Origin of the sequence: Cyanobium sp. Candia 9D4 (assembly GCF_024346155.1) — a bacterium.
Lineage (GTDB): Bacteria > Cyanobacteriota > Cyanobacteriia > PCC-6307 > Cyanobiaceae > Cyanobium > Cyanobium minutissimum.
Genome location: NZ_JAGQCK010000002.1, coordinates 628,335 through 652,238, shown reverse-complemented (window position 1 = coordinate 652,238; position 23,904 = coordinate 628,335). Strand labels below are relative to the sequence as shown.

Here is a 23,904-nt window from a genome sequence, read left to right as displayed (position 1 = left end):
CCCCATGCTCCTGGTCCTCGACAACTACGACAGCTTCACCTTCAACCTGGTCCAGTACCTGGGTGAACTGGCCGCCGACCACCCCCTCGCCGCCGAGGTGCGGGTGGAACGCAACGACGCCCTCGACCTGGAGCAGATCCGGGCCCTCGAGCCGGCGGCGATCCTGATCTCCCCCGGCCCCGGTGACCCGGACCAGGCCGGGGTCTGCCTGGAGGTGCTGCGGGAGCTGGGGCCCACCGTGCCGGTGCTGGGGGTGTGCCTGGGGCACCAGTGCCTGGCCCAGGTGTTCGGGGGGCGGGTGGTGCGGGCCGGCGAGCTGATGCACGGCAAGACCTCACCGGTCCACCACCGCGGCGCCGGCGTGTTCGAAGGGCTGCCCGAGCCCCTCACCGCCACCCGCTACCACAGCCTGATCGCGGAGCGGGAGACCCTTCCCGACTGCCTGGAGATCACCGCCTGGCTGGAGGACGGCACGATCATGGGCCTGCAGCACCGCGACCATCCCCATCTGCAGGGGGTGCAGTTCCACCCGGAGAGCGTGCTCACCCAGGCCGGTCACCAGCTGCTGGCCAATTTCCTGCGCCAGGCCTCCCACTGCTAGTTTCGCGCCACATCCCGGGCCCGGTGGGGCCAGACGCGACTCCATGGTTGACCCCACCAGCCGGTCCGCGACAGCGCTGACCGGATCTGCGACAGCCCTGCGCAGGACCAGCACCCCAGGGCTGGGCCTGGGTGCGGGGCTGCGCCTCGGCGCGGGTCTGGCCCTGGCGGCCGGACTCACCCTGCCGATGCCGGCGGTGGCCCAGAAGGGCGGCGGCGTCTCGATCACCCATCTGGGCCACAGCGCCCTGCTGATCCAGGGGGGTGGTGCCCGGGTGCTGGTCAACCCGTTCCAGGCCGTGGGGTGCGCCGCCGGGCTGCCCGTGCCCCGCGTCAGCGCCGATGTGATCCTGGCCAGCAGCCTGCTCAAGGATGAGGGCGCCCAGGTGGCCAGCGGCAAGTTCCTGGTGAAGCCGGGCTCCTACCGGCTGGCCGGCCTGCAGATCGAGGGCATCGCCGCCCCCCACGACCGGGTGGGCGGCCGCCGCTTCGGCAACGCCACCCTCTGGCGCTGGCGCCAGGGCGGTCTCGACATCGCCCACCTCGGCGGCACCGCCGGTCGCCTCAGCCCCGCCGATCGGGTGCTGCTGGGACGGCCCGATGTGCTGATCGTCGGCGTGGGCGGCGGCGGCAAGGTCTACACCGGCCAGGAGGCGGCCGAGGTGGCCCGGGAGCTGCAGGCCCGCCGGGTGATTCCGGTGCAGTACACCACCGGCAAACCCCCGGCCGGGTGCGACCAGGGGTCGGTGGAGCCGTTCCTGAAGGCGATGGTGGGAGCCACCGTGCGCCGCAGCGGCCGGACCATCTCGGTGGTGCCGCCCCTGGGGGATGGGGTGGTGGTGGAGGTGATGCGCTGAGGCCGGCGGCGGCCCTCGCACCTCACCCCAGACCGTCGATGCGGCGGTAGGCCTCCCAGAAGCGCTCCATCTGGGCACCGGTGCCGAGGCTGACCCGCAGGGAGCCGTCGATCAGCGGCTTGCCGGCCATGGAGCGCACCAGGATGCCGGCCTGGCGCAGGTCGGCATCCACCGCCGCGGCCGGCCGGCGGGGCCAGAGCAGCAGGTAGTTGCCGCCGGCGGCATGGTGGCGCACGCCCGCCTGGCGCAGCTGGGTCACGAGCCGGTCCCGGGCGCGCAGCACCTCGGCCACATAGCCATCCACATAGGCCTGGTCGGCCAGGGCGGCATGGGCGGCGGTGACCGCGAAGCTGTTGATGTCATAGGGCCCGCAGACCCGGCCCACCCGCTCCACCAGCGCCGGGGCGCCGATGGCGAAGCCGATGCGCAGGCCCGCCAGGCCGGCCGTCTTGGCCAGGGAGCGCAGCACCAGCAGGTTGGGGACCGCGGCGAAATCGGCGACGGGCAGCACGCTGTCGCCGGTGAAGGCCTCGTAGAGCTCATCCACCACCACCAGGGTGTGCGGCGCCGCCGCCGCCAGCTCCAGGATGGGCCCGGGCGCCAGGCGGGTGCCGGTGGGGTTGTTGGGGTTGCAGATCAGCAGGATCCGTGGGGTAGCCGCCGCCGTTCCCGGGGCCTCCAGAGCCGCCCGGATCGCCTCGAACGGGAAGGCGAAATCCGGCAGGCGGTAGGGGATCGCCTCGATCACCATGCCCTGCATGCGGGCACAGGGGGTGTAGTAGCCGAAGGTGGGGCTGGTGGTCAGCAGGCGGTCGCCCGGCGAGCCGAAGGCATGGAAGACGGCATGGATGGCCGCATCCACCCCGTTGAACAGGCCGATGTGGGCCGGCGTGAGGCCCCGGCACCCCAGCGAGCGCACCACCGCCTCCCGCAGGCCGTCGTACTCGGGGTAGATGGCGTAGTGATCGGCTGGGATGGCGCGGATCGCCTCCACCACCCGGGGGCTGGGGCCGACGGTGTTCTCGTTGAAATCAAGCCGCAGCAGACCGCGGCGCCCCTCCAGGGGGGCGCTGTAGGCCGTGAGGGTCTCCACCTCCGGCCGGGCCCGGGGGCAGGGGGGAACGGCCGGGCTCTCGCCTGGGGTGGGGCTGGTCACGGCGGCGGAGCTCAGATCGCTGCGACTGCCATCCTGCAGCGCAGCCCTACCGTCTGTGCACGTCGATCTGGAATCCGGTGGCGCGATCGGAGCTGGCCCTGCGGGCCCTGGAGCGGGGCGACCTGCGGTTCATCCACGACCAGGTGAACAACCGCAGCGTGATGGCCTACTGGTTCGAGGAACCCTACGAGTCGTTCGATGAACTGGAGGATCTCTACAACCGCCACATTCACGACAATGCCGAGCGCCGTTTCGTGGTGGAAAACAGGGCCAAGGAACTGATCGGCCTGGTGGAGCTGATCGAGATCGACTACATCCACCGCCGGGCAGAATTCCAGATCATCATTGCCCCGGAGCACCAGGGCAAGGGCTACGCGCGCTTCTGCATCCACAAGGCCCTCGACTACTCCTTCACCATCCTGAATCTCCACAAGATCTACCTGTCCGTGGCCGTTGACAACGCCAAGGCCCTGCACCTCTATCAGCAGTGCGGCTTCGTCGAAGAGGGCCACCTGGTTGGTGAGTTCTTCATCGAAGGCCAGTATCGCGACGTCAAACGCATGTACATGCTTCAGGAGGATTATCTGGCCAGGATGCCCAAGGACTGAGGACCAGCCCATCGGCCGTGGATCTCGACCGGGCAAGGGCTGAACGGTGCCCTCCAGCCCCCGGAGGAACGCAGAGGCGCTCAGAAAGAGGAGCTCAGAGGAACCCAGAGAAGCCCAGCGGAGGTCAGACGATCCCGGAGGCGGCAATCGTGGCGTTCGGGATGTCCAGCTTCCGGGCGATCTGATTGGCGATCCTGGCGCCAAGCCACACGCCACCGATGCGGCCCAGTTCCCGGGGAGTGGCCGGAACACCGAAGACGTCATCTTCGCTGCCGGGAAGGCGGGTGGTGATGCCATCGCATTGCCGGTGCACCCCCAGATAGACCCGGCTCACCGCGTTATCCACGATCGCCTCCCACAGGCTGCCGTAACTCAGGGTGAGACGGTCCCGCAGCCACGGGGTGCAGGGATCCCTGTTGCGACCATCGGACTCATCGGAGACGAATTCGAAGCGCACATCATCCAGGCCGCTGCCGGCTGGATCGAAGCTGCCCAACCCCCGGGCCACCAGGAACAGGCGCAGCAGCTGGAAGGCCGCCGCACCGAGGGTGGCGTGGCCGGAGGGATAGGAGGGAAGATCGGGCGTCAGCCCCGCCCCGCTGCCGGTGCCCTCCGGACGGCCCAGGGGCAACCGGCTGGCTTCGGCGAGCCCCTTCCCCACAACGGCCTCCCGAACCCCCACCGCCGGACGGCCCATCCTGTGGGTCGGGGCGTACTTGTAGTGCCAGGCATCGATGCCCGCATCGGCCATGGCCACGGCGGCGCCAGCGATGACAGCCAGTCCATCCAGCCCCTGGAGCTGGCCGGGATGGCGCTTCTCGATGGCGTCGAGCACCGTCAGCACCACCTGCAGATAGAGGCGGGGTGGGGTGCCGAGCTCCCGGGGGCCGTCGTACGCCCAGGCGATGCCGATCACCTCTTCGGCAAGGGTGCGAAAGGCCGGATCGCCGGGGGCGCGGTGGAACTCCCCCCGGGAGGCGGCGGTCTCGGCCTCGAGGCGACCGGGGGGCGGCGGAAAATCCGTCACCCGGGTCGCGGCCAGTGGCGTGGCTTGTCCCCAGTCGGCCCCCGCAAAACCCTGGGTCGGCTGGGGCGGTACCGGCCGGTGGTGGCAGGGCGTGCCATCGGGCGTGCCCGCGGTGCGCGCCTTGCTGAGGTCGTCGATGCCGACCTGGTGAACGGCCTTGCCGTAGGCCCTGCCGGCCATCTCCACCGGCGTCCCGGCCGGACCAAGGGCGAAGTCATCGAGCCACTGGCGCCAGGCCCGCTCCAGCAGGGAGGCCTGGTTGGGGTAGCGAAGCCGGAGCACCTGGTGACAGGCGGCCGCGGCGGCCAGATCCCTCTCCTCCGGGCTGGGGAAGGGGAGCAGGCCGGCGGGGATGGGATGGCTGAGCAGCTGCATGGCCGAGCCGGCGACGACGGACCGGACGTCATGCAGGGCCGCCAGGGCCATGCCGAGGGCCCGAGCCGTGAGGAAGGGGCCCCGCTGGTCACCGGAGGACAGGGAATCGGTGTGGTCCCGGCGCGCACACTCCAGGCTCATGTCAATCCAGAAGCGCGTTCTGGAGCCGCCTGCCGCCATGGTCCTGTCCGTGAAGGGCCCCCTGATTGTGTGGAGACAGCCCGGAACGACCTGGACCTGGGATCACCCGATTCCGTCCTGTTGGTGATGGCTGGGTGTCATCGCGGTGACAGGAGGGAGCGAGCTCCCGATCCAGGGCGGCCAGGCACCGGAGCGCCGATCGGATCCCGCGCCATCAGCGGCGCAGCTGATGCACCAGCCGGCCCCGAACCGGTGGCTCGCTCGCCGCCGGTTCGGCGCGGAGGAACCTGATCGCGAGGGCCAGGGGTGGGGCGGCCAGCGCCAGCTTCGGACGGCTCTGGGAGCTCCACCACTCGTAACCCAGCCCCGGGACCGTGGCCACCCGGTGGGCCATGGCATGGAAGAACACATAGGCGGCCAGCAGCCGCCTGAGGGATCCGAAGCGGGATTCCCGGATCGCCTCGATCCCATCGTCGCTGGGGAGACGGATGCCATTGCCGCAGCCCCCATGGATCGGGCTGGGGATGACCAGGGCGGCCTGAAAGTGCTCGGCGCTGATGCAGGGATCGGAACTCAGGGCGACGATCTCGGGACCGGCACCCAGGTGACGGAGGCCTTCGGCCTGTCGGGCCGCCCCGAGCACCGCATCGGCGTGGGCCCGCTGTCGCTGGCTGCAGCGGCCGTCGGGAACCCCCAGGAACAGCAGGGTGCCGCGCACCAGCCGATGGGCATAGCCGTGGGGGAGGGAATCGGCGGGATCCGCACCATGCACATCGAGGGCCGTGAGGCCATAGCTGAGGGCGAAGAGCTTGCTGACGAAGTTGCTGAGCAGCTGGTGCAGCCCCTCGGCCTCGCCGATCACCAGGCTCCGCCGACCGATGCGGGCCAGGGGCTGGCGCCCCTGAAGGAACCTCAGGCCCAGGGTCCAGCACCAGGGACCCAGGACGTAGAGGGCCACATCGGCGGGCAGGCTCAGGGCCAGCAGCAGGGAACCCATCCCCTCCCCCTCGGCCAGGCCGGCCAGCGGCAGCAGGGCGAGGGTGAGGCCCCGGAACAGGGGCATCCCCCATCCCAGGCTGCCGAGGACGTACAGCGCGTGGATCAGCCAGGCGGCCGGGGTCTCCAGGACATGCCAGGCCCACCGCCTGCCTTCCTGCACCAGCCGGCGGGAGACGGCGCTGGGGTGGGGCTGCCCCCCCTCGTCGGCACCGATGATCTCGCGGAGATCGTTGACCAGAAGCTGGTCCTCCATCGTCTCCAGAGCCAGCAGCGCCTCCGGTCGCAGCCGCAGCCCCAGGGGGCGCTGGTCGGGGAAGGCCTGCTGGACCTGGCGGCAGAGGCTGAACAGCAGCTCGGTGAGGGTCTGGTGCATGGCCGCCACCGTGGCGGTGGCGGCCTCGGAGGTGCGGCGGCCGGCCGCCGTGGTGAACAGCCGATGGCGGCGGGCCTGGTCGGGGCCGTCGGGGGCCGGCAGCGGAGACGCCGGCAGGCTGTCCGGGTCGCCGATGACCAGGAAGACGTCCTCGATCAGGGCCTCGCGCACCAGCCGGTCGCAGGCGTCCAGCACCTGGCGGCAGGGGGTGCTCTGGCCGGAATCGCTGAGCACCAGCACGATCGACTGGCGGGACAGATTCAGGGACGATCCGTCGCCGTGCAGATGCTGGAGAACGGCGCTGGCGGAGAGCGCCTTCACGTGGAGCAGGGGCATGAGCCCCTCCAGATCCCGCGCGAAGTGCGCACCCAGCCAGAGGTTGTTCTCGAGGCCTGTGACCAGCAGATCCACATGGCTGGATCGGGCCAGGGCCGGATCCAGTCCTTCGCGCGTGAGCAACGCCTGCCTTTCGGCCAGCCGCATCGCCGTGGCGATCAGCAGCCGGGCCAGGGCCTGGGCGCTGGCGCGGTTGGCCGAGAGGGGATGGATCCAGTCGTCCTGGATCCTGGACAGCAGACCGGGGATCGCCGCCAGGTCCGCACCCACCGGATCCAGGCCCCCGCGTCCAGCCCGGGATGGGGGCTCGGCGGATCCGGGGCAGGCGCGGGAGGCCTGGCGGCGGCGACGGATCTCCTCGGCGGTCAGTTCACGCTCCTGCGAGAGCGAGTGGATGGTGAGGGCCGTGGGGGAGAGAACGGCGATCTCGCCGGCGACCGGATCCAGGTCGATGCGATGGCAGCCGGGTCGCCCCCCCAGCACCGCATCCACCGCAGCCGGCTCGGTGGCGTAGAGAGCCACGGCGCCGGGTCCGTCGACGCCGATGGCGATCGACTGCCCCAGGCTGCAGAGAACCAGCCGGTCGGGCCAGGTGGCGGAGATCACGACCAGCCCGAAACGGCCCCGGGCACAGGCCAGGAACTGGCGGGCCGCGGCGAAGGGATCGTGATGCAGGAACGCGCCGATGGCCGCCCGGATCCATCGCCGGGTCCGCGAGGAGCTGTAACGCCGCAGCAGGGGATCGGCCTCGAGTCGGTGCAGGATCCGCAGGGTCAGTTCCTCCATCACGGCGGGTTGGTCGAGGCACGCGTCTGGGCGGGAGGCGATCAGGTCCTGGAAGGCGGCTTCGAAGCCGGTGGCCCAGGGCGCGAAGGCGGCGCTGGCCGGGGCGGCGGCGGGCTCCGCCAGAAGCCGCAGGGACGCCAGCCGCACGGCGGCGAACCAGTCCCCCTGGCAGATCAGCAGATCCATCAGTCCGGCGACCGTCGGCGCCGCTCCGGCCGCCGCAGGGCAGCCGCGCAGGGCAGCCCGCAGCCAGGTCCCCAGGCCGTGGACGGTCGTTTCGGCGCCGAACAGGCTGTACCCCTGGAACTCGCCTTCGAGGGCGATGCGGTGCTGAACCGCCTGCCAGTCACTCACCCAGCGTCCCTGCGACCTGGACCAGAGACGGCGCCGCTGGGGCGGGGACCAGCGCTGCCAGTGGGACTCGAGGTTGCCGGGGGGGCCGCTGCAGCCGGGGCCGTACTGCCAGGCCGCGATCAACCCGGAGGGCAGGGGTCGGCGGCCCGTCCGGAGGGCCCGGCTTCCGGCACGGCGGAAGCTGCGCTCCAGCGAGCGGGTGAGGTGGCCGCGCTTGCCGTTGATCCTGCCGTGTCCGACGACGTCGATCCGGCCCCTCCGATCACGCACCACCACCAGGCCAGCGCCTGCGGGGGCCCCCCGGGTCTCCATCTCCAGGCCCATGGTCCGGAAGCGATCGATGGCAGGCGGCGGCAGCAGCTCGCCCCGCACCGATGGATCGGCACCACTGATGAAGCCGAAATGGCCGCAGTGGAAGCGGGCGGCCCGGCCGCTCCCGATCGCCGCCCAGTCAGTGCGTGAGGCCAGCAGCAGGGCGCCGTTGGCCGCCGCCACGCAGACCAGCAGGGCGCGCACGGGGGCGGGGCTCCCTGCGCTGAACACCTCCAGGCCGCCCCAGGCCAGGGCGAGGGCCAGCAGGTTGGACAGCAGTCCGCCGCCGGCCTTCAGTCGCACCCGCCAGGGTGTCGGGTCCCCGGCCGCCACCCAGGGTCGCGATCGCCCCCGGCCGTCCCCCGGACCGATCGGGGCCAGGGGCGCCAGGCTCCCCAGGACCTCGCCGGGGGAGCGATGCTCCAGAAGGTTGACCACGGCCAGGGCGTCGCCGTCGCCGTCGACCAGGGCGCGCATCAGGGCATGGCCGGTCCCGTGCAGCAGCTCCGCCGAGCACCAGCTGAGCCGGATCAGGGACGACAGCACGAGCGGCCATGGCGTCGCCGGGCCAGGCAGCCCGGCCACCACCAGGGCCAGCAGCTCTGGCCAGCAGTGCCCGATCCACCCGTCCGTCCCAGCGGGCGCGGGCCACCGATGCCGGTGACTGGGGACGAGGGACGTCATGACAGGCAGGCCAACGCACTGCCGTCACTGTCCGGGCATCGCCGCCGGCGTGTGTTGATCCCCGTCGCCTCCGACTGGGAGATGGCTGCCACTCCGCTGTCACCTGGATGACAAGCCAGGCAAACCATGGGAAGGTGGCGCGTCCGTCGGAGGGAGATGGGAGGCTTCGAGGCCGGTGAATTGAGGTCCTTCCCCCTGTTCGAGGGACTGGCGATCGAGCAGCTGGAGAGCCTTCTCGGCGAGCACCGGACCCTGCAGGTGCCGGCGCAGCATCAGCTGGTCTTCGAGGGTGACTGGAACGATGGGTTGTTCCTGATCCGCTCAGGGGTGGTGAAGGTTCGACGCCTCACGTTGCAGGGGGAAGAGGTGGTGATCGCGTTGATGGGTGCCGGGGAAATGTTCGGAGAGCTGGCGATGCTGCTCGGCAACAGCCGGCGGTCTGCCGATGTGGTGGCACTCACCCCGCTTGAAGTGGTGAAACTGCGCTGGAAAACGGTCCAGGACGAGTTGGATCGCTCGACGGGATTCGCCATCGAGATGGCCCGGCTGCAGGCCAGGCGCCTGCTCGGCCTGGGACGACGCTTCAGCCTGCGGGGCGAGGATGCCCCCACCCGCGTCCTGGCCACCCTGCTGGAGCTGGCCTACTGCAGCGGCTATGGCAACGATCCGCTCGCCCCGATTCCCGACCTGAAGCAGACGGAGATCGCCGCCATCGCCGGGCTGGCCCGCGGCACCACCTCCCGGATTCTCACCCAGCTCCGCTCCCGGGGAACCATCGTCGAGACGGCCGAAGGGCTGCGGCTGGCGAATCTGGAGCCCCTGCGTCGGCGGGGACTGCTGGAGCCCTGATGGCCCCGCTCCGGCACGGCCTTCCGGGTGGCCGGAGATGACAGAACGTCGCAGGAAAAAACAGCCGGCCGTTAGAATGGAGTAGAGGAATCCACACCTCTCGACGTTGGCCGCAGCCCCGAGCACGGCGATGCATCAGCCATGGGTCCACGGGTGAAACCTGTCAAACGTCCTCCGGAACGACGTCAGGTCACTGTTCTGTTCTGCGACCTCGTCAACTCCACATCTCTCGCTGAGCAACTCGACCCCGAGGTGCTGATGGAGATGGTGGAATCCTATTACGCCATTTGTGATGACATTGTCTCCTCACACAGTGGCTACATGGCCCAGTATCTGGGTGATGGCATCCTGGCCTATTTCGGCTATCCCGATGCCTCGGAGGAGGCGGCCCCCAATGCCGTCAGGGCGGGCCTGCGACTGCGGGAGGCGATACGGGGCCTGCCGTCGCCCACCGGTGAACCCCTGCGCAGCCGCATCGGCATTGCCACGGGATCCGTGGTAGCCACCAGCATCCGGAACATCGAGACACCGCACAAAGCCGGTCTGATGATGGGGAAAACCCCGAATCTGGCCGCCAGGCTGCAATCGCAGGCGGGCCCCGACCAGATCCTGGTGTCGGAGAGCACCCATCGGATCACCCGGGAGCTGTTCCATCACCAGAGTCTTGGTCCAAGGGAACTGAAAGGCTTCCATCAGGCCGTGCAGATCTATGCGGTGGTGGAGGAAACCGACGTGTCCTGCCGTTCCCAGGCCCGCTGGAGAACCAGTGATCTGCCGCTGATCGGCCGCCGGCAGGAAATGGAACGGCTGTGGAACGCATGGCAGGCCGCCGCCGCAGGGCGGGGCCAGGTGGTGCTGCTCCAGGGGGAAGCGGGAATCGGCAAGTCCCATCTGGTCGGTGAACTGAAGCGATCCCTGCTGGAGCAGGGTCACCGTCAGATGAGCTGGTACTGCGGCCCGAACACCAGGGAAAGCACCCTCCATCCCATCGCCGAACAGATCAACAAAGCCGCCGGCTTCGAAAAGGGCGAAGCCGATGGGAGCCGCCACCAGAAGCTGGCCCGGCTGATGGAGCGCTACGGCGCCACCGAAGCCAGCAGCCTGGAGGTTCTGGCCGATCTCATCGGCCTGCCCGGAGGCCAGCAGTCGGCGCTGGAGGGACTGACCCCCGAGAAGAAACGACAGATCCGACTGGACACGCTGCTGGCCATGGTCCAGGCCTGGAGTCAGGGTCAGCCGAGTCTGATCGTCGTCGAGGATCTGCACTGGATCGATCCGACAACCCTGGAACTGCTGGATCGTCTGATCGCCGCCGCCCATCGGCAGCCCTGGATGGTGCTGGCCACGGCGCGGCCCGAATTCGATGCGCGCTGGCCCCCGGGCGACAACTGTGCCCACGTCAACCTCAGGCGGCTGGACCGCACGGCCTCCGAACAGATCTGCACCTGTCTGAACGCCGATGAAGCCCTCTCCCCCCAACTGATGCGGCGCATCGTCGAGCGCTGCGATGGGATTCCCCTGTTCGTGGAGGAAACGACGAAGGCCATGCTCGAGCAGGTTCGTGCCAACGGCACCGGCGGCGGCGATGACGCCGACCCGATCCCGGAGACCCTGCAGGACTCCCTGGCCGCCCGCCTCGATCGACTCGGTCCGGCCCGTCGGCTGGCCAGTATCGCCGCCGTGATCGGCAGAAGCTTCACCTACGACTTACTGGAAGCCGTTTCCAGCCAGCCGGAGGCGGTGCTGCGCCAGCAGATGGATGATCTGCTGGTGTCCGGGCTGCTGCAGTTCTCCGATCAGACAGCCGGTGAGGCCTACGAATTCAAGCATGCGCTGATTCGTGACACGGCCTACGAAACCATGCTGAAACGGGAACGGCAGATCCTTCACGAACAGATCGCCGAGACCCTCTCGGGTCATTTTCATGAGCTCGTGGATGCGGAGCCCCAGCTGCTGGCCCATCACTTCACCCGCGCAGGATCCTTCGAACAGGCGATCCCCCACTGGATCAGGGCCGGGGCACGATCCGCTGAAATGGCCTCCCATGAAGAAGCTGTGCAGCACTTCCAGACGGCCCTCGATCTGCTGCGTCACGAAGGCTGTCGCCAGGAGACGCTGCCAGCCTCCCTGGAGCTGACACTGCTGCTGGGCCTGGCCATGAGCCTGGCCGGATCCCGCAGCTACTCGGCACCTGAAGTCGGGCAGATTCTGGAGGAATCCCGGAGGCTGGCGGAGCGCCTCGAGGACAGCCAGTCGTCCTTCGCGATCCTGCGGGGAATCTGCAACTTCAGCCTCGTCTCCTGCGATCTGGAAAATGCCGAGCACTCGGCTGGCCAATGCCTCCAGCGATGGGATCAAGGCCGGAATCCCATCCACGGAATTGAAGCCCATTTCTCCATCGGTTACGTCCATTACGTCAAGGGATCCATGGCCCTGGCGCGCCAGCATCTGCGTGAAAGCATTGACCTCTATCACCTCCACCAGGGCTGGGATCTGAGCTTTCCGTCCACCCATGATCCGATGACAGGTTCCCTCACGGCCCTTGCGATGGTGGAACAGGCCGCCGGCGATCCGGACCAGGTGGCCGCCACCCTCGAACAGGCACGACGCCATGCCGCACGGCTGGGCCGGAACTACGAGACGGTCTACACGATGAGCCACGAACTGCTGATTCTTGTGCTGCAGGGTCGCTATCTCGAGGCCATCGCCCTCAGCGAAACGATCCTGAAGATCTCCGATACCTACGGCTACCTGACCTGGCGTGCCATCGCCAAGGTCTACAAAGGCGTCGCCCTGGCCCAGGCCGGACAGGCGGAGCCGGGGGGAGAGGCGCTGGCGATCGCCACCGAAGGCATGCGGGAACAGCAGCGCCTGGGCGTCAGGACGCTGGAGGGCTTTCGGCTGGCCGAGATTGCCACGCTCCACTCTCTGGCCGGCTCCACCTCCGAAGCCTTCGCCACCATTGAGGCGGCTGAGGAGGCCGTCAGGCGCTCGGGTGAGGCCTACTTCCTACCCCTCGTCCATGCCCGCAAAGCGGATGTGATCGCCAGGGCCAGGGGCCATGACGAGCCATCCGTGATGGAAGCCCTGGATCAGGCCCTGGCCATGGCCAGGACCCAGGGAGCCACCAGCTTCGAGACGATGATCAACGACAAGAAACAGCTCTACGCACGGGAACGGATCGGCGGATCGGCGCCGTAATCGGCCTCACCCAGGGCGCAGACGTTCCGACACACCGAAGCGATGGCGGCCCCTCAGGGTCTCAGGCCCAGCGCCTGTCGGGCCAGGGACACGGACAGGCCGGCCCACTGGATCGAGGCATCCGCCAGGTCGGCGGTCAGGGACAGGCAGGCCCTGGGGATGGTGGCGAGATCCCGGATCGGGGGGCTTCCCGTCGTCGGCCCATCACCGTTCGCTTCCGCCAGGACGGAGGCACTGACCATGCGCAGGTCGGCGCTGAGGGAATAACTGGAGCCCAGCCCCACCAGCTCGATGAAGTCTCCATCGCGCTTGTGCTGCCCCAGACCGAGCTGGTTGACCAGGGGAAGGCCAGCGTGATTGAAGATCTGGATCCGGAAGTGGCCGAGCCCCCAGAATCTGAGTTGGCGCACATTCTCCGACTGCCAGACCGTCTCCAGCAGGGCCTGATGGTCGGAATAGGCCGGATCCACACTGCTTCTGGTCTGCTTGAGGCTGTTGATGGCCAGCTTCGGAGACAGGAAGGTGAATCCCTGAACCAGCTCGGCGATCCGGTTCAGGAAAGTGCCGGAGCCGGACCCTGCCGGGCCCGGCCATGCCGGTCCGAGCCCGACCCCTGCCTCGGCGGCAGCACGATCCAGAACCGGCGATTCCTGGAGGGGGGGCACCTCAGCATCGAACGGAGCGTCCGCCGGGAACTTGGGATCCGCCTGGACGCGAATGATGGGCAGCATCTGCTCGTGGATGTCCTGTCCGTAGCGCATGTAGGTGGGCACACTGATCCCCATCGAGTCCGTATCGTCGCCGAACAGTTCTCCGGAGAGGGAGTTGCGGGACGGGGGGTGGGGCGCGCCCGACGGGCGGGAGTCCAGGCAATCGAATCGGCCCACCAGCTTGGACAGCCCGATCACTTCCCGACCCGTGATCGCCGAACGGATGTTGTCCACGCAGATGAATGGGTAGACCCAGCAGATCCTGTCCGGGAATCCATTATTGAAGCGAAGAACGGGGAACGAGAAGAAAACCTCGTGCTGCCGGGTGGAGCGCTCAGGGTGGAAGCTGCCGGAACGCATGTCTGGATAGAAGAGCACCCCAAGAACAACGAACGGCTGTCCGAAACCGGCGCCCAACAGCGGCAGGGACGACAACGGCCAGTAGGTGAAGGCGTTGGAGGCTGGATTGAGATAACGTGAGCAGAAGCTCTCCAGGGCTTTGGCCTCGGCCCTGAGCTTGAAATAGTGCGACTGGATCCCCTTGAAGAAGTAAGGGGGGGCCTCCTGCTGGCCATCCAGTGGATTGTCGAGATAGGGAAGATCATTCACAGATGCAGGAGCGACTGGTCCCGACACGCGTGAACTCAGCCTACCCGCAAAACACAACCCGATTCCTCCAGCAGCGAGCCTCCGTAGAGGTGGGCGGGCGACTGAAAACCCGGTGCGACCTGGCCGTTCAGGACACGCCTGACGATCGCCGACACCGTGGCAGCGGTGACGGTATAGCCGTCCGGTGTCTGGAGGCGGAGGGAGCGGCAGCGTCGCCAGCGATCCTCCGCTTCCACCACCAGGGTGAAGCCGGAGCGCTGGCGTTGGGTGGCGGAGGGGGCCTCAGGCCAGCCCTGGCTCAGTAGATCCAGCAGCCGCTGGCCCAGGGGCGACTGGGGGAGAGGGGCCAGGCTGGAGCCGGCCCGCAGGGCGACCTGAACCGGCCAGTCCGCCTCGGCATACACCTCCAGGGTGGGGATGCCGCGGGTGACCTGGCTGATGACGACGTCCGGCCAGGTGACGGCCACCGCCGTCCGCAACCCGGCGCCGAAATCGAAGCAGCGCGACAGCGACCCCGCGGGCACGGCCGTGGCGATCCCCTGCCTGCGCACCAGCACGGTGGAACTGGTGAGTCCCATCAGGCTGCGGAAGGTGCCCCGGGACATCACCTCAGGGGCGGACAGGGCCAGCCGCAGCGCCACCGCATCCGGGAACCTGGCGCGGGCCAGCGCCAGCAGACAGTCCGACGCCACGATCGAAAAGCCGATCCCCGGCATCAGCATCACGCCGTTGGCGGCGGCCAGCTCACCGTGATCCATTGCCTGCTGAAAGACGGGCCATTCCCCGGACAGATCGAGATAGTGGGTCCCGCGGCGAAGGCAGGCGGACATCATCGGCAGGGCCGTGTGCTGAAAGGGGCCCGCCGCATGCAGAACCACCTGGATCCCGTCGAGGGCAGCCTCCAGCTGCGAACGGTCGTCGAGGGACACCACACGACCGTCCAGATGCCACCGGCGGGCCATCTCCGTGACCCTGCCGTGGTGGCGGCCGGCCAGCACGACATCAACACCCTGCTCCCGAAGCGCCCGGGTCAGCAGGCGGCCGCTGAAGCCGGTGGCCCCATAGAGCAGGACACGACCGACAGGCGCGGCGACAGGGTCGCCAGGGGTCTCAGGCATCAGGTCGTCCGGTTGAACACCCAGGGGACCAGATCCTCGATGAAGTCCTTGTCCGGAGAGTCGGGAAGGTGCCCATAGGCTCTGGTGAATTCATGGCGCGCGGCGCCCGCCAGGGACTCCGCCACCATGCGCGCATAGTCGGGCGAGCCTTTGCTGACCATGAGGTCAGCCAGCCAGGCCACGGCATCAGCGGTGCGCTCCACGCGGCGCAGGTTCATGAAGTGATCGAGGTCCTCGCGTTCGCGTTGATTGCATTGGTCACGGACATGAATCAACAGCAGGGTGTGCTTAGCCTCCAACAGATCGCCTCGCGGCTCCTTGCCATAGGCCGCTTCCGAGGAGAAGTTCAACAGGTCATCCTGGATCTGGAAGGTGGCACCGAGAAAGAAGCCGAAGCGGACCACGGCCTCCGGGTCCACCAGGCCATGGGTGCCGAGCAGCATCCCCACCTGGGCTGGCCAGATGGTGGCCATCCATGCCGTCTTCTTCAGCACCATGGTGAGATAGTCCGCTGTGCTGATGTCATGGCGACGGTCCATTCTCCAGCCGATATCCAGCGCCTGGCCTTCCGCCGTTTCCCTGGCCATCCGTCGCGTCACGTCCAGAATCCTTCTGGCAAACGTGCCGCCGCGACGGCCGACATGGTCGAGCAGGGGACCAAAGGCCATCAACAGCATGGCATCACCGGCGTTGATCGCCAGCGGAACACCATGCAGGGCATGCAGGGTGGGAAGGCCACGACGCTCCACACTTTCATCCTGGATATCGTCGTGAATCAGCAAGGCATTGTGGAGAATCTCCACGGCACCGGCGAAGGGGATGGCGTCCTCCAGCCTTCCCCCGAAGGCGCGGGCATTGGCCATGCAGATGCACGGCCGCATCATCTTTCCGCCCCGGCTCGGATAATCGGCCAGCAGTTCGTGGAGATAGGGAGCCCGGGGCTGGCTCGTGAGGTAACGCTCCACATACTCACGAATCAGCCGCCCATAGGCGTCCAGCAGCGGCTGGATCGTTCTGGTCATGGGCCCCAGGCAGCCCCTGGGCGACCGCCTCTGCTAACGCGGTTCGCCGGCATCGTCGCTTCCCGTGTCCGCAGGGGGATCGCGCCGCTCCGGCGAGCGATCATGGTCTGCGCGCCGCTGATCGACCTCCTGCAGGAGGATATCCATGGCATCGAAGTAGGTCGTGGCCATGTCCCGCCCCAGCTGGATCATGCGACTGGCCAACGTGCCAAGGTCGCGGGAGGCGTCGCCGGCGCCGCGGGCCGTCTCCCGGCTGTAGCGTTCGGCGGCGTCATGGCCCTGACGGACATTCTCCCCCAGGACCCGATACGCCGTCCGGATGGTGTCTTCCACGGTCTCGGTGATGGGCCGGCCCCCGAAGGGCGCCCCGCCGTCGGCCCAGCCGCTCCGGAGCGGTTGATCACGCTCCAGTGGCGGGCGCTGCCAACGTCCGTCCGACGTCGCTCCATCTTCCATTCCCGGCTGATTCTCTGGCTTGGGGATATCCGACATGGGGCCATCAAGCAGGGAGTGATCGGGTTCTGGTCTCGGATGGCTGATGGTCTGACGGGCCGTGCTGTGGCGGGGATTTGTTGCTGAAATCTTCAAGGATGATCATAGCCATGAATCTCTGCCAGCGAAGGTGAAGCAGAAAGGGCATGGGCCGCCAGCCGCCCGGAGATCACGGCGGCTTCGGTGCATCCCTCGTTGAACCCACAGTCGGTCCAGTCTCCCGCGATGGTGAGATTGTCGTAGGTGGGATCCAGCGGAGAGATCCGGTGCTTCAGGCTGCCCGGCAGCGCCAGCACATAGCGATCGGTCGGATTGACGTTCGCCCGCCAGTACTGACTCAGGAATCGCTGCTCGCCGCGGTTCTGTTCGCCGGGAGGGCCTCCGGCAGCCTCCGGTGCGGTGGGATCGGCCAGCAGCTCCCAGCGGAACGCTCCGGCGGCGTCATAGGCGCCGGGCCAGAGGGCCGAGCCGCTGTTTCGCAGGAAAGCCAGGGCGTTCTCCCTGACCTCCTCCGCCCTGCGGTGCGGATAGGGGGCGTCGGTATCCGCCGGCGGCACAGGAGGATCCCTGAGCACGCCGCAGAAGTAGAGGGCGGTGGCGGGGGGCCGCACCCACGCCTCTTCAGGAATGACATGGGCCATGTCACACCAGGTGTCAAAGGGCTTGTCGAACGCCGAGACGATGTAGGGAGGGCCCTGCCATCCCAGCTGGGAGAGATCCTCCTGCAGCCAGAGCTGGAAGGCCTGGGTCGCCGTGGTTTTCACCTTCTCCACCATGGTGGCCCAGCGCTGATCCCTGGCCAGGATCTGGGGGCAGACATGGGGGATGGCGCCGACGCTCACCCCCAGGACCACGGCATCGAAATCCCGCTTCACTTCGAGGCGTCGCCTGGAGGTGAACGTGCGATCCCAGTGGGACTCGAAATCCCGCTGTTCGCGTCGGAGACGATCACCGTCGACCAGCTGCTCGAAATCGGGCTGCGACGGCCAGCAGGGGCGATCGCCCACGTTGATCAGGGGGTCATAGTCGCGATTGCCGTGAATCTCGGCCTGAACATCAAACTCGAGAGCTTCCACATGGCTGCGATCACCCGGCTGGATGGGTGGCCCCGACGGGATCTGCACGTTGGTGAGCTTATGGAAGAACTGGAAGCGCACCCCCCGGCGGCGCAGCAGTTCATACAGCGGCGCAAACACCACATCGCCCATGCCCGCCCGCAGGCGCCAGAACAGGGAGCCGCGATAGCCGAAGAACATGCGCAGGGAGCCCCGGATCGCCTGGCCGGCAGCCAGCGCAGGCTTGCTGGCATCGCCGTCCTCATAGGCCAGGGCGAGGTCATAGAGACCGACGACGAAGGGAGAGCGCACGGCCCGCTCCGAGGCCCCGTTCAGGCGCAGCCATTCCCGGCACTCGTAGTGGTCGATCGCCTCCAGTCCCCGGGGATCCCGGAGCAGGTTGAATCGCACGCTGCCCACAACAATGGCCAGCACGAGATCCACGATCTCCCAGATGTGGCGCTTCGGGTGGTCCGCGAGCCAGCGCTCCTCCAGCCAGGATCGGGTGGCGATATTCAGTTCCTCGACGAAGCGGACCAGGGGGGCTTCCATCGGCAGCGGCAGGATCCGCAGGGCGCTGCTCAGCAGAGCGAGGCCCTCCACGATCAGGGCCGCTCCGGTGAAGGTGCCCCCAGAGAGCCAGCCGGCTATGGCCTCGAGAAGGTCGGCGGGCCGGCGCCCATCAGGGGCCTCCGTCGGCGTGCTCACGTCCACGTCCAGGATCAGGGTCCGCAGCATGGCGATGGCCTGCTGCAGATACCCCGCCATGGAAGAGGTGGCACCGGGTGGCAGGGGATCCCCGGGCAGTCCCGGTCGGGGTGGGAACCGGGCGCTCCACTTCCGCCAGTCCGGCGACCCCGATCGCGAGAACAGCCCCACATCCCTTTCCGGCAGAAAGGCGTCCTGCCAGGGGCCAAAGGGGGAGCCTTCCGGCGACGCCTCCAGCTCGGCATAACACTCCCGCATCATGCGGAAGGAGTTTTCATAGAAACCCAGCCACACATGCAATCCGTGCTCCTCCACCCGACCGGATGGACCACGGCCCGAGGCCCCCTTCCCCCCGAGCCTCCAGCCCTGCTGGTAGACGGTGATGGCGTAGCGGCCGTTGTGCTCGGGTCTGGAGAGTTCATAGGCCGCCGCCATGGCGCCACAGCCACCGCCGATGATCACGACTCTGACGGGCTCTTCCACGACCATCCGGACCAATCAGCCGCCGTGCCGTCAAACGCTACCGGACCTTTCCGCCGGCCTCACATCCGCTCCAGGGTGGGAATGCCCAGCAGGCCCAGGCCCTGCTTGAGGGTGTCGGCGCTGAGGCGGCAGAGCGCCAGTCGGGACGTGCGGGCCGGCTCCTCGGCCCTGAGCACCGGCACCTGGTCGTAGAAGCGGTTGAACAGCTGGCAAAGCTCGAACAGGTAACTGCACAGCCGATTGGGCAGCAGCTCCTCCTCCACCTCCTGGATGACGGCATCGAACTGCAGCAGCTGGCGCACCAGCGCCCACTCCTGGGGCTCGCTGAACGTCAGGGAGGCCGGGGACTCCGGGCCGCCGGTCCCGGCCGCGTCCTCGCCGTCGCCGCCGCCCTTGCGGGCGATCCCGGCGATCCGCACCACCGCATAGAGGAGATAGGGGGCGGTGTTGCCGCTGAGGGCCAGCATGCGATCGAAGCTGAACTGGTAGTTGGTGATCCGGTTGGTAGACAGATCGGCGTACTTGACCGCCGCCAGGCCCACGGTGGTGGCGACTTCACTGATGAAGGCCTCCTCCTCCTGGCGTCCTTCCTCCTCCAGCCGGCGACGCAGGTCGGCGTCGCAGCGCTCCACCGCCTCATCCAGCAGCTCCTTCAGCCGCACCGTGTCGCCGGCACGGGTCTTCAGCTTCTTGCCGTCCTCCCCCTGCACCAGCCCGAAGGGCACATGCTCCAGCCGCCCGCCCTCGGGGATCCAGCCGGCGCGGCGGGCCACCTGGAACACCCCGGCGAAATGGCTGGCCTGGCCGGCGTCGGTGACATAGATCACCCGGCGGGCGCCGTCGCCGTCGGGGGGCGCCGCGAAGCGGTAGCGGATGGCCGCCAGGTCGGTGGTGGCGTAGTTGAAGCCGCCGTCGCTCTTGCGCACGATCACCGGCGGCGCCTGGCTCGCCGTGCCGTCGTCGGCCTCAAGGAACACGCACTGGGCGCCCTCGTCGCTCACCAGCAGGCCGGCGGCGGCCAGGTCGGCCACCACCGCCTCCAGGTAGGGGTTGTAAAAGGATTCGCCACGCTCGTCGAGGCGGATGTCGAGGCGGTCGTAGAGGCGCTGGAACTCCCGACGCGACTGGTCGCACAGCAGTTGCCAGCAGCGGCGGCTGATCGGATCGCCGCTCTGCAGCTTCACCACCTCCTCGCGGGACGTGGTCTGGAAGGCTTCGTCGCTGTCGAAGCGGGCCTTGGCCTGGCGGTAGAAGCCCACCAGATCCCCCAGGTCGACCGCGTCGGCGGTGTCGAGGGCCTCGGGGGCCACCTGCTTGAGGTGGGTGATGAGCATGCCGAACTGGGTGCCCCAGTCACCGACATGGTTGAGCCGCAGCACCGGATGGCCGCGGAACTCCAGCACCCGGGCCAGGGCGTCGCCGATGATTGTGGAGCGCAGGTGCCCCACGTGCATCTCCTTGGCGATGTTGGGGCTGGAGAAATCCACCACCACCGGGGCGCCGCCGGGGGCCACGGGCTCCACCCCGAGGCGGGGATCGGCCAGGCGGCGGCCCACCTCGGCGGCCAGCACCTCCGGCCGCAGGGTGAGGTTGATGAAGCCCGGGCCGGCGATCTGCGGCGGCAGGCAGAGGGCCGACGCCGCTGGATCCCTGAGCAGCTCATTCACGATCTCCCCGGCGACCAACTGGGGTGCCTTGCGCAGGGGCCGGGCCAGGGCCAGGGCGCCGTTGGCCTGGAAATCGCCGAACTCCGGCTTGCTGGCGAGCCCGAACTGGGGATCCAGCGGCTTGCCGGCCTCACGGGCGGCGGCGGCCGCCTCGGGGAACGCACGCTCCAGGGCACCCATCAGTGAGATGTTCAGGTGTTGGGCAATGCGCAGCATGGAGCGAAGCCGGTCGGACGGCAGGCGGGGGCACGATCATCCTCCCCGGCGGGGCGGGAGAGTCACAGCGCTTCGAAGAGCTCCAGCAACCAGGCTGTGAACTGATCCAGATCGCTGCTCACCTCGGGCCAGAGGCCGAGCACCTTCCCCAGAAGCCGCTCCACCTGCTCGGCCTCCAGTTCGTAGGCGTAGAGGTGGCGAACGACAGGGCGAAAGCGAAGCCGTTCAACAAGGCCCTGCGCCGTGTCGGCTCGGAGTAAGGCGGGCCGAGCGGGGCTGGCGACCGTCATGCGGTCCAGCAGCCGGCGATGCCAATCGGCGCCGTCAGGGGGTGCGCCGTTGATGGCGCGAACGATGAGCACGAAACAGCACTCGATGCCGGTGTAGGAGCTCTGCAGGCGTAGAGCGACCGCGTCCACCCTGAGGGGCGGCAGAGAGTCCTGATCCAAAGAGCGGCAGGCGACCCGAAGACCCTCCACCAGCGTCTCCAGCTTCGAACGCTCCACGCGGAGGTCCATCAGCAGATCATCCAGCTTCGGCCTGGAAGAACCGTCGGATGTCACGGCAGGCGCCGGCCGCGTTCGCGGATCCGCTGCTGCCGTGGGGCTGCAGGCTTTTCATGCGTACAAGGTCCACGGGGATCCCGCCGGCGCTGGATTCCGCTTCCGCCATGGCCTCAAGGAGATCGAGTTTCGGCAAGCCTTCCACGGCGAGGTCGACATCGGAAGCCATCCCGACCAGGGCGAGGGCGCCTGTGGCCTGGAAGTCTCCGAACACCGCTTGCTGGCGGGCCCGAGCTGGGGATCCAGCGCCGTACCGGCCTCCCGGGCAGGGGCAACCGCCTCGGGGAACGCGCTCTCCAGGGCCCCAGCAATGGGCTGTTCAGGGCGTGGGCGATGCGCAGCATGGAGCGGAACCGGTCGAACGGCAGGGGTGGACCCGATCGACCTTCCCGGCAGCGCGGAGGGGCCGACGGGGCCGACGGGGCCAGCGGAGGAGGCTGTAACAGACGCCGCCGACCATCCGCATCGCGGTTGCAGCAGATCAGAGGATTCAACATCTGCCGGCGTCTGCTCTGATCCACACCATCCCGCGGTTGGTTGCGCCGAAGGGGACACTCCTTGACCAGAGAGAATCCAATGATCACAGGGGGGCTCAGGCCATACACCGTTGGCGATCCGAGGGCTTGGCAAGCAGTGCAGCAATCAAGATCCGTTCAAGGGACGGTTACAGCCTGAGAGTTTGGAGATAACAGAACCCGATAACTTGCGATCAGTTGAGTCCTGGCTGAATGAATCCCTCCCCCCGACGCACCCCCGCCCAGGCCGTGGCCCGTGCCAAAGGCGCCCTGGCGGCCGCCGGGATGGTCGGCCTGCTGTCCGCCGCTACGCCGGCCTGGGCCATCGACCCGTTCTTCACGGTCACGTTCGGGCCGGACCAATCCACCGAAGCGACGGGCGTCAGGGCGGCGGCGACCTTCAGTTTTGTCGACGCCGGCAGCTTCGTGGACATGACGATCATGCTGTCGAATCTCACGGGCACCACCCCTCCGCCCCTGGGCTCGCAACCGACGGCCTCGGAATTCGTGGCCCTGGCGTTCCAGCTGCCCAGCAACATCAGCACGGTCGATCTCGGCGCTGGCGCCAATGCCGATCTCGGCTACACACCATCGAGCGGCTCCCTGTTCGACATCGCCGTGGCCGACGCGGATTTCTCTCCGTTTGATTCGACCGCGCCCAGGCCCCCCCTGGACCCATACTCCCTGTGCATCACCGCCGGAAACGACAAGGGCTGCACCGGCGGTGGTAACCCCGGCGACGGCCTCAACAATGCGACGCTGGGCTACTCCGCGGGCACCTTCCGGCTGTCGGCCGCTGATGTCAGCGGCGCCCTCGCCTTTCGCCAGGCCTTCTTCAACTACTACCAGCCATTGATTCCGCCCACGGGTGACCCGGCCTACATCGGCCCGATTGCGGCCAGGTTCAAGGCGATCGAACCCGGTGGTCGCAGCGACAAGCTCCTCGCCGGGACCATCGGTGGTGGTGGGCAAGCCCCTGGCGATGAAGTGCCCGGCTCGGTGCCCTTCCTGGGCGCCGCGGCGGCCTTCGGATACAGCCGCAAGCTGCGTCGCCGGATCGGGGCCCACAACCCAACCCCATGAGCGAGACCCCTCAGAACAGGGGCCTGGAGACGGCGATCGTCGCCGACCGGCTGGCGCTGGTGGCCCTGACACTGTTCGCGGTCTATGGGGCTGCGGTGCTGGCCGCCATCCTTCCGCCCCGGCTGCTGGATCCCCTCTGGCAGCTCAGCAGCACCCGGATCACGGTGGAAGCGGCCCCGATTCCGCTGCTGGGGCTGGCTCTGCTGCATCTGGCCGCCTATCTCAGCCCGGCCAACCTGCGTCTGCAACGGCGGCGGGAGGCCCTGGCACGGCTGGCCGTACCCGTCTCCCTGGCATTCCTGCTGATCATTCCCCTGCAGGGCCAGGCCGTCTGGCGGTCCTATCGGCTCGCCAATGCCATCGCCGACCAGCAGCAGGCCAGCACCAGCGAGCGGGCGGAGCGGGTCCGGCTCGCCATCGCGCAGGCCACCAGCCCGGAGGACCTGCAACGGCGTCTGCTGGCACTGCAGCGGCCGGATCTGCGCATCCAGCTGGACCCCTCTCGCTTTCCGGCCATCCCCCTGCCGGTCCTGAAGCGGCAGCTGCTCAGCCAGCTCGATCAGGCGGAGGGGCAGGTCAAGGCGAGGTTCTCGCCCATCGACCGTGCCACGGCCGATCGCATCACGCGCGAAAGCCTGCGGGTGATGGTCTCGTCGATCGCCTTCGCGGCCGGCTTCGCCGCCTGCGCGCAGCGCAAGGGCCAGCTGGTGCCCTTCCTGATGGAGTGGCCGGAACTGCTGGCCCAGCTGAACCCCCTAGAGCTGTGGCGACACCGGAGGAACCTAGGGGAGCCTGGCGGGATCGCCGTCTTCCCGCCGTCCGCGGCACAACGTGAGGCGGAATTCTTCGAATCCCTGGCCCCGAGGGAGGAGCTTCCACACCTCACACCCGTGGCCAAAGACCCCATGACGGCAAGCCCCAAAAGGGATTAAACAGGGATTTGACAAAAGTGAGAGATTGGTGCCAACCTCTCACCTAAGTGAATCGGCGCTAGATCCATGCCTG

The 23,904-nt window shown here is 68.3% G+C and carries 18 protein-coding genes; 7 read left to right on the top strand and 11 right to left on the bottom strand.

Features of this window, described 5'->3' with window-relative positions; all coding sequences use genetic code 11:
- Positions 1-4: 4 nt before the first annotated feature.
- Both KBZ08_RS07675 and KBZ08_RS07670 read left to right on the top strand, forming a co-directional pair.
- Positions 5-601, top strand: a complete 597-nt coding sequence (locus KBZ08_RS07675; protein WP_106219360.1) for an aminodeoxychorismate/anthranilate synthase component II — start codon at positions 5-7, stop codon at positions 599-601.
- Positions 602-788: 187 nt separating this feature from the next.
- Entirely contained in the window at positions 789-1,457 is a 669-nt protein-coding gene (locus KBZ08_RS07670) for an MBL fold metallo-hydrolase (RefSeq protein WP_254972362.1), read from the top strand.
- 22 nt (positions 1,458-1,479) lie between these two features.
- Here the strand turns inward: KBZ08_RS07670 and KBZ08_RS07665 are convergent, their stop codons facing one another.
- Positions 1,480-2,613: a histidinol-phosphate transaminase gene (locus tag KBZ08_RS07665; RefSeq protein ID WP_254972286.1), complete on the bottom strand. Its 1,134-nt coding sequence runs from the start codon at positions 2,611-2,613 to the stop codon at positions 1,480-1,482.
- Between the two features lie 77 nt (positions 2,614-2,690).
- On the opposite strand from KBZ08_RS07665, the gene speG reads away from it, so the two are divergent.
- Positions 2,691-3,221: a spermidine N1-acetyltransferase gene (gene speG, locus KBZ08_RS07660; RefSeq protein ID WP_106219362.1), complete on the top strand. Its 531-nt coding sequence runs from the start codon at positions 2,691-2,693 to the stop codon at positions 3,219-3,221.
- A gap of 124 nt (positions 3,222-3,345) precedes the next feature.
- On the opposite strand, the gene KBZ08_RS07655 is transcribed toward speG, so the two are convergent.
- Both KBZ08_RS07655 and KBZ08_RS07650 read right to left on the bottom strand, forming a co-directional pair.
- The gene (locus KBZ08_RS07655; RefSeq protein ID WP_254972285.1) at positions 3,346-4,764 is read right to left on the bottom strand and encodes a hypothetical protein; all 1,419 of its coding nucleotides are present in this window, start codon (positions 4,762-4,764) and stop codon (positions 3,346-3,348) included.
- A 214-nt stretch (positions 4,765-4,978) separates the two neighbouring features.
- Entirely contained in the window at positions 4,979-8,509 is a 3,531-nt protein-coding gene (locus KBZ08_RS07650) for a hypothetical protein (protein WP_254972284.1), read from the bottom strand.
- A 279-nt stretch (positions 8,510-8,788) separates the two neighbouring features.
- On the opposite strand from KBZ08_RS07650, the gene KBZ08_RS07645 reads away from it, so the two are divergent.
- Together KBZ08_RS07645 and KBZ08_RS07640 are read left to right on the top strand one after the other, a co-directional pair.
- Positions 8,789-9,457 (top strand): Crp/Fnr family transcriptional regulator, encoded by a 669-nt coding sequence (locus KBZ08_RS07645; protein WP_254972283.1) that lies wholly within the window; start codon positions 8,789-8,791, stop codon positions 9,455-9,457.
- Positions 9,458-9,598: 141 nt separating this feature from the next.
- Complete coding sequence (locus tag KBZ08_RS07640) at positions 9,599-12,658, top strand: adenylate/guanylate cyclase domain-containing protein (protein ID WP_254972282.1); 3,060 nt, start codon at positions 9,599-9,601, stop codon at positions 12,656-12,658.
- A 53-nt stretch (positions 12,659-12,711) separates the two neighbouring features.
- Here KBZ08_RS07640 and KBZ08_RS07635 read toward each other — a convergent pair whose 3' ends face one another.
- The 8 genes from KBZ08_RS07635 to KBZ08_RS07600 form a co-directional block, all read right to left on the bottom strand.
- Positions 12,712-13,977, bottom strand: a complete 1,266-nt coding sequence (locus tag KBZ08_RS07635) for a hypothetical protein (protein WP_254972281.1) — start codon at positions 13,975-13,977, stop codon at positions 12,712-12,714.
- Positions 13,978-14,012: 35 nt separating this feature from the next.
- Positions 14,013-15,095: a trans-acting enoyl reductase family protein gene (locus KBZ08_RS07630; protein WP_254972280.1), complete on the bottom strand. Its 1,083-nt coding sequence runs from the start codon at positions 15,093-15,095 to the stop codon at positions 14,013-14,015.
- Complete coding sequence (locus tag KBZ08_RS07625; protein WP_254972279.1) at positions 15,095-16,117, bottom strand: polyprenyl synthetase family protein; 1,023 nt, start codon at positions 16,115-16,117, stop codon at positions 15,095-15,097. The genes KBZ08_RS07630 and KBZ08_RS07625 overlap by 1 nt, the downstream gene beginning before the upstream one ends.
- 33 nt (positions 16,118-16,150) lie before the next feature.
- Complete coding sequence (locus KBZ08_RS07620; RefSeq protein WP_106219370.1) at positions 16,151-16,609, bottom strand: hypothetical protein; 459 nt, start codon at positions 16,607-16,609, stop codon at positions 16,151-16,153.
- 92 nt (positions 16,610-16,701) lie between these two features.
- Entirely contained in the window at positions 16,702-18,861 is a 2,160-nt protein-coding gene (locus KBZ08_RS07615; protein ID WP_254972278.1) for an NAD(P)-binding protein, read from the bottom strand.
- A 53-nt stretch (positions 18,862-18,914) separates the two neighbouring features.
- Complete coding sequence (gene argS, locus KBZ08_RS07610) at positions 18,915-20,738, bottom strand: arginine--tRNA ligase (protein ID WP_254972277.1); 1,824 nt, start codon at positions 20,736-20,738, stop codon at positions 18,915-18,917.
- Between the two features lie 62 nt (positions 20,739-20,800).
- Positions 20,801-21,301: a hypothetical protein gene (locus tag KBZ08_RS07605; protein ID WP_254972276.1), complete on the bottom strand. Its 501-nt coding sequence runs from the start codon at positions 21,299-21,301 to the stop codon at positions 20,801-20,803.
- Entirely contained in the window at positions 21,264-21,470 is a 207-nt protein-coding gene (locus KBZ08_RS07600) for a hypothetical protein (protein ID WP_254972275.1), read from the bottom strand. The genes KBZ08_RS07605 and KBZ08_RS07600 overlap by 38 nt, the downstream gene beginning before the upstream one ends.
- 631 nt (positions 21,471-22,101) lie before the next feature.
- On the opposite strand from KBZ08_RS07600, the gene KBZ08_RS07595 reads away from it, so the two are divergent.
- Positions 22,102-22,899: a hypothetical protein gene (locus tag KBZ08_RS07595; protein ID WP_254972274.1), complete on the top strand. Its 798-nt coding sequence runs from the start codon at positions 22,102-22,104 to the stop codon at positions 22,897-22,899.
- A complete protein-coding gene (locus tag KBZ08_RS07590; protein WP_254972273.1) occupies positions 22,896-23,831 on the top strand; it encodes a hypothetical protein in 936 nt (311 codons plus the stop codon). Before KBZ08_RS07595 ends, KBZ08_RS07590 begins: the two co-directional genes overlap by 4 nt.
- The last annotated feature ends 73 nt before the right edge of the window (positions 23,832-23,904 follow it).

Excerpts from the sequence above, each read along its gene's own strand:
- KBZ08_RS07675 (WP_106219360.1), top strand. The coding sequence starts at position 5 with ATGCTCCTGGTCCTCGACAACTACGACAGCTTCACCTTCAACCTGGTC.
- KBZ08_RS07670 (WP_254972362.1), top strand. The coding sequence starts at position 789 with ATGCCGGCGGTGGCCCAGAAGGGCGGCGGCGTCTCGATCACCCATCTG.
- KBZ08_RS07655 (WP_254972285.1), bottom strand. The coding sequence starts at position 4,764 with ATGAGCCTGGAGTGTGCGCGCCGGGACCACACCGATTCCCTGTCCTCC.
- KBZ08_RS07640 (WP_254972282.1), top strand. The coding sequence starts at position 9,599 with ATGGGTCCACGGGTGAAACCTGTCAAACGTCCTCCGGAACGACGTCAG.
- KBZ08_RS07630 (WP_254972280.1), bottom strand. The coding sequence starts at position 15,095 with ATGCCTGAGACCCCTGGCGACCCTGTCGCCGCGCCTGTCGGTCGTGTC.
- KBZ08_RS07625 (WP_254972279.1), bottom strand. The coding sequence starts at position 16,117 with ATGACCAGAACGATCCAGCCGCTGCTGGACGCCTATGGGCGGCTGATT.
- KBZ08_RS07620 (WP_106219370.1), bottom strand. The coding sequence starts at position 16,609 with ATGTCGGATATCCCCAAGCCAGAGAATCAGCCGGGAATGGAAGATGGA.
- KBZ08_RS07615 (WP_254972278.1), bottom strand. The coding sequence starts at position 18,861 with ATGGTCGTGGAAGAGCCCGTCAGAGTCGTGATCATCGGCGGTGGCTGT.
- argS (WP_254972277.1), bottom strand. The coding sequence starts at position 20,738 with ATGCTGCGCATTGCCCAACACCTGAACATCTCACTGATGGGTGCCCTG.
- KBZ08_RS07600 (WP_254972275.1), bottom strand. The coding sequence starts at position 21,470 with ATGGCTTCCGATGTCGACCTCGCCGTGGAAGGCTTGCCGAAACTCGAT.
- KBZ08_RS07595 (WP_254972274.1), top strand. The coding sequence starts at position 22,102 with ATGGTCGGCCTGCTGTCCGCCGCTACGCCGGCCTGGGCCATCGACCCG.
- KBZ08_RS07590 (WP_254972273.1), top strand. The coding sequence starts at position 22,896 with ATGAGCGAGACCCCTCAGAACAGGGGCCTGGAGACGGCGATCGTCGCC.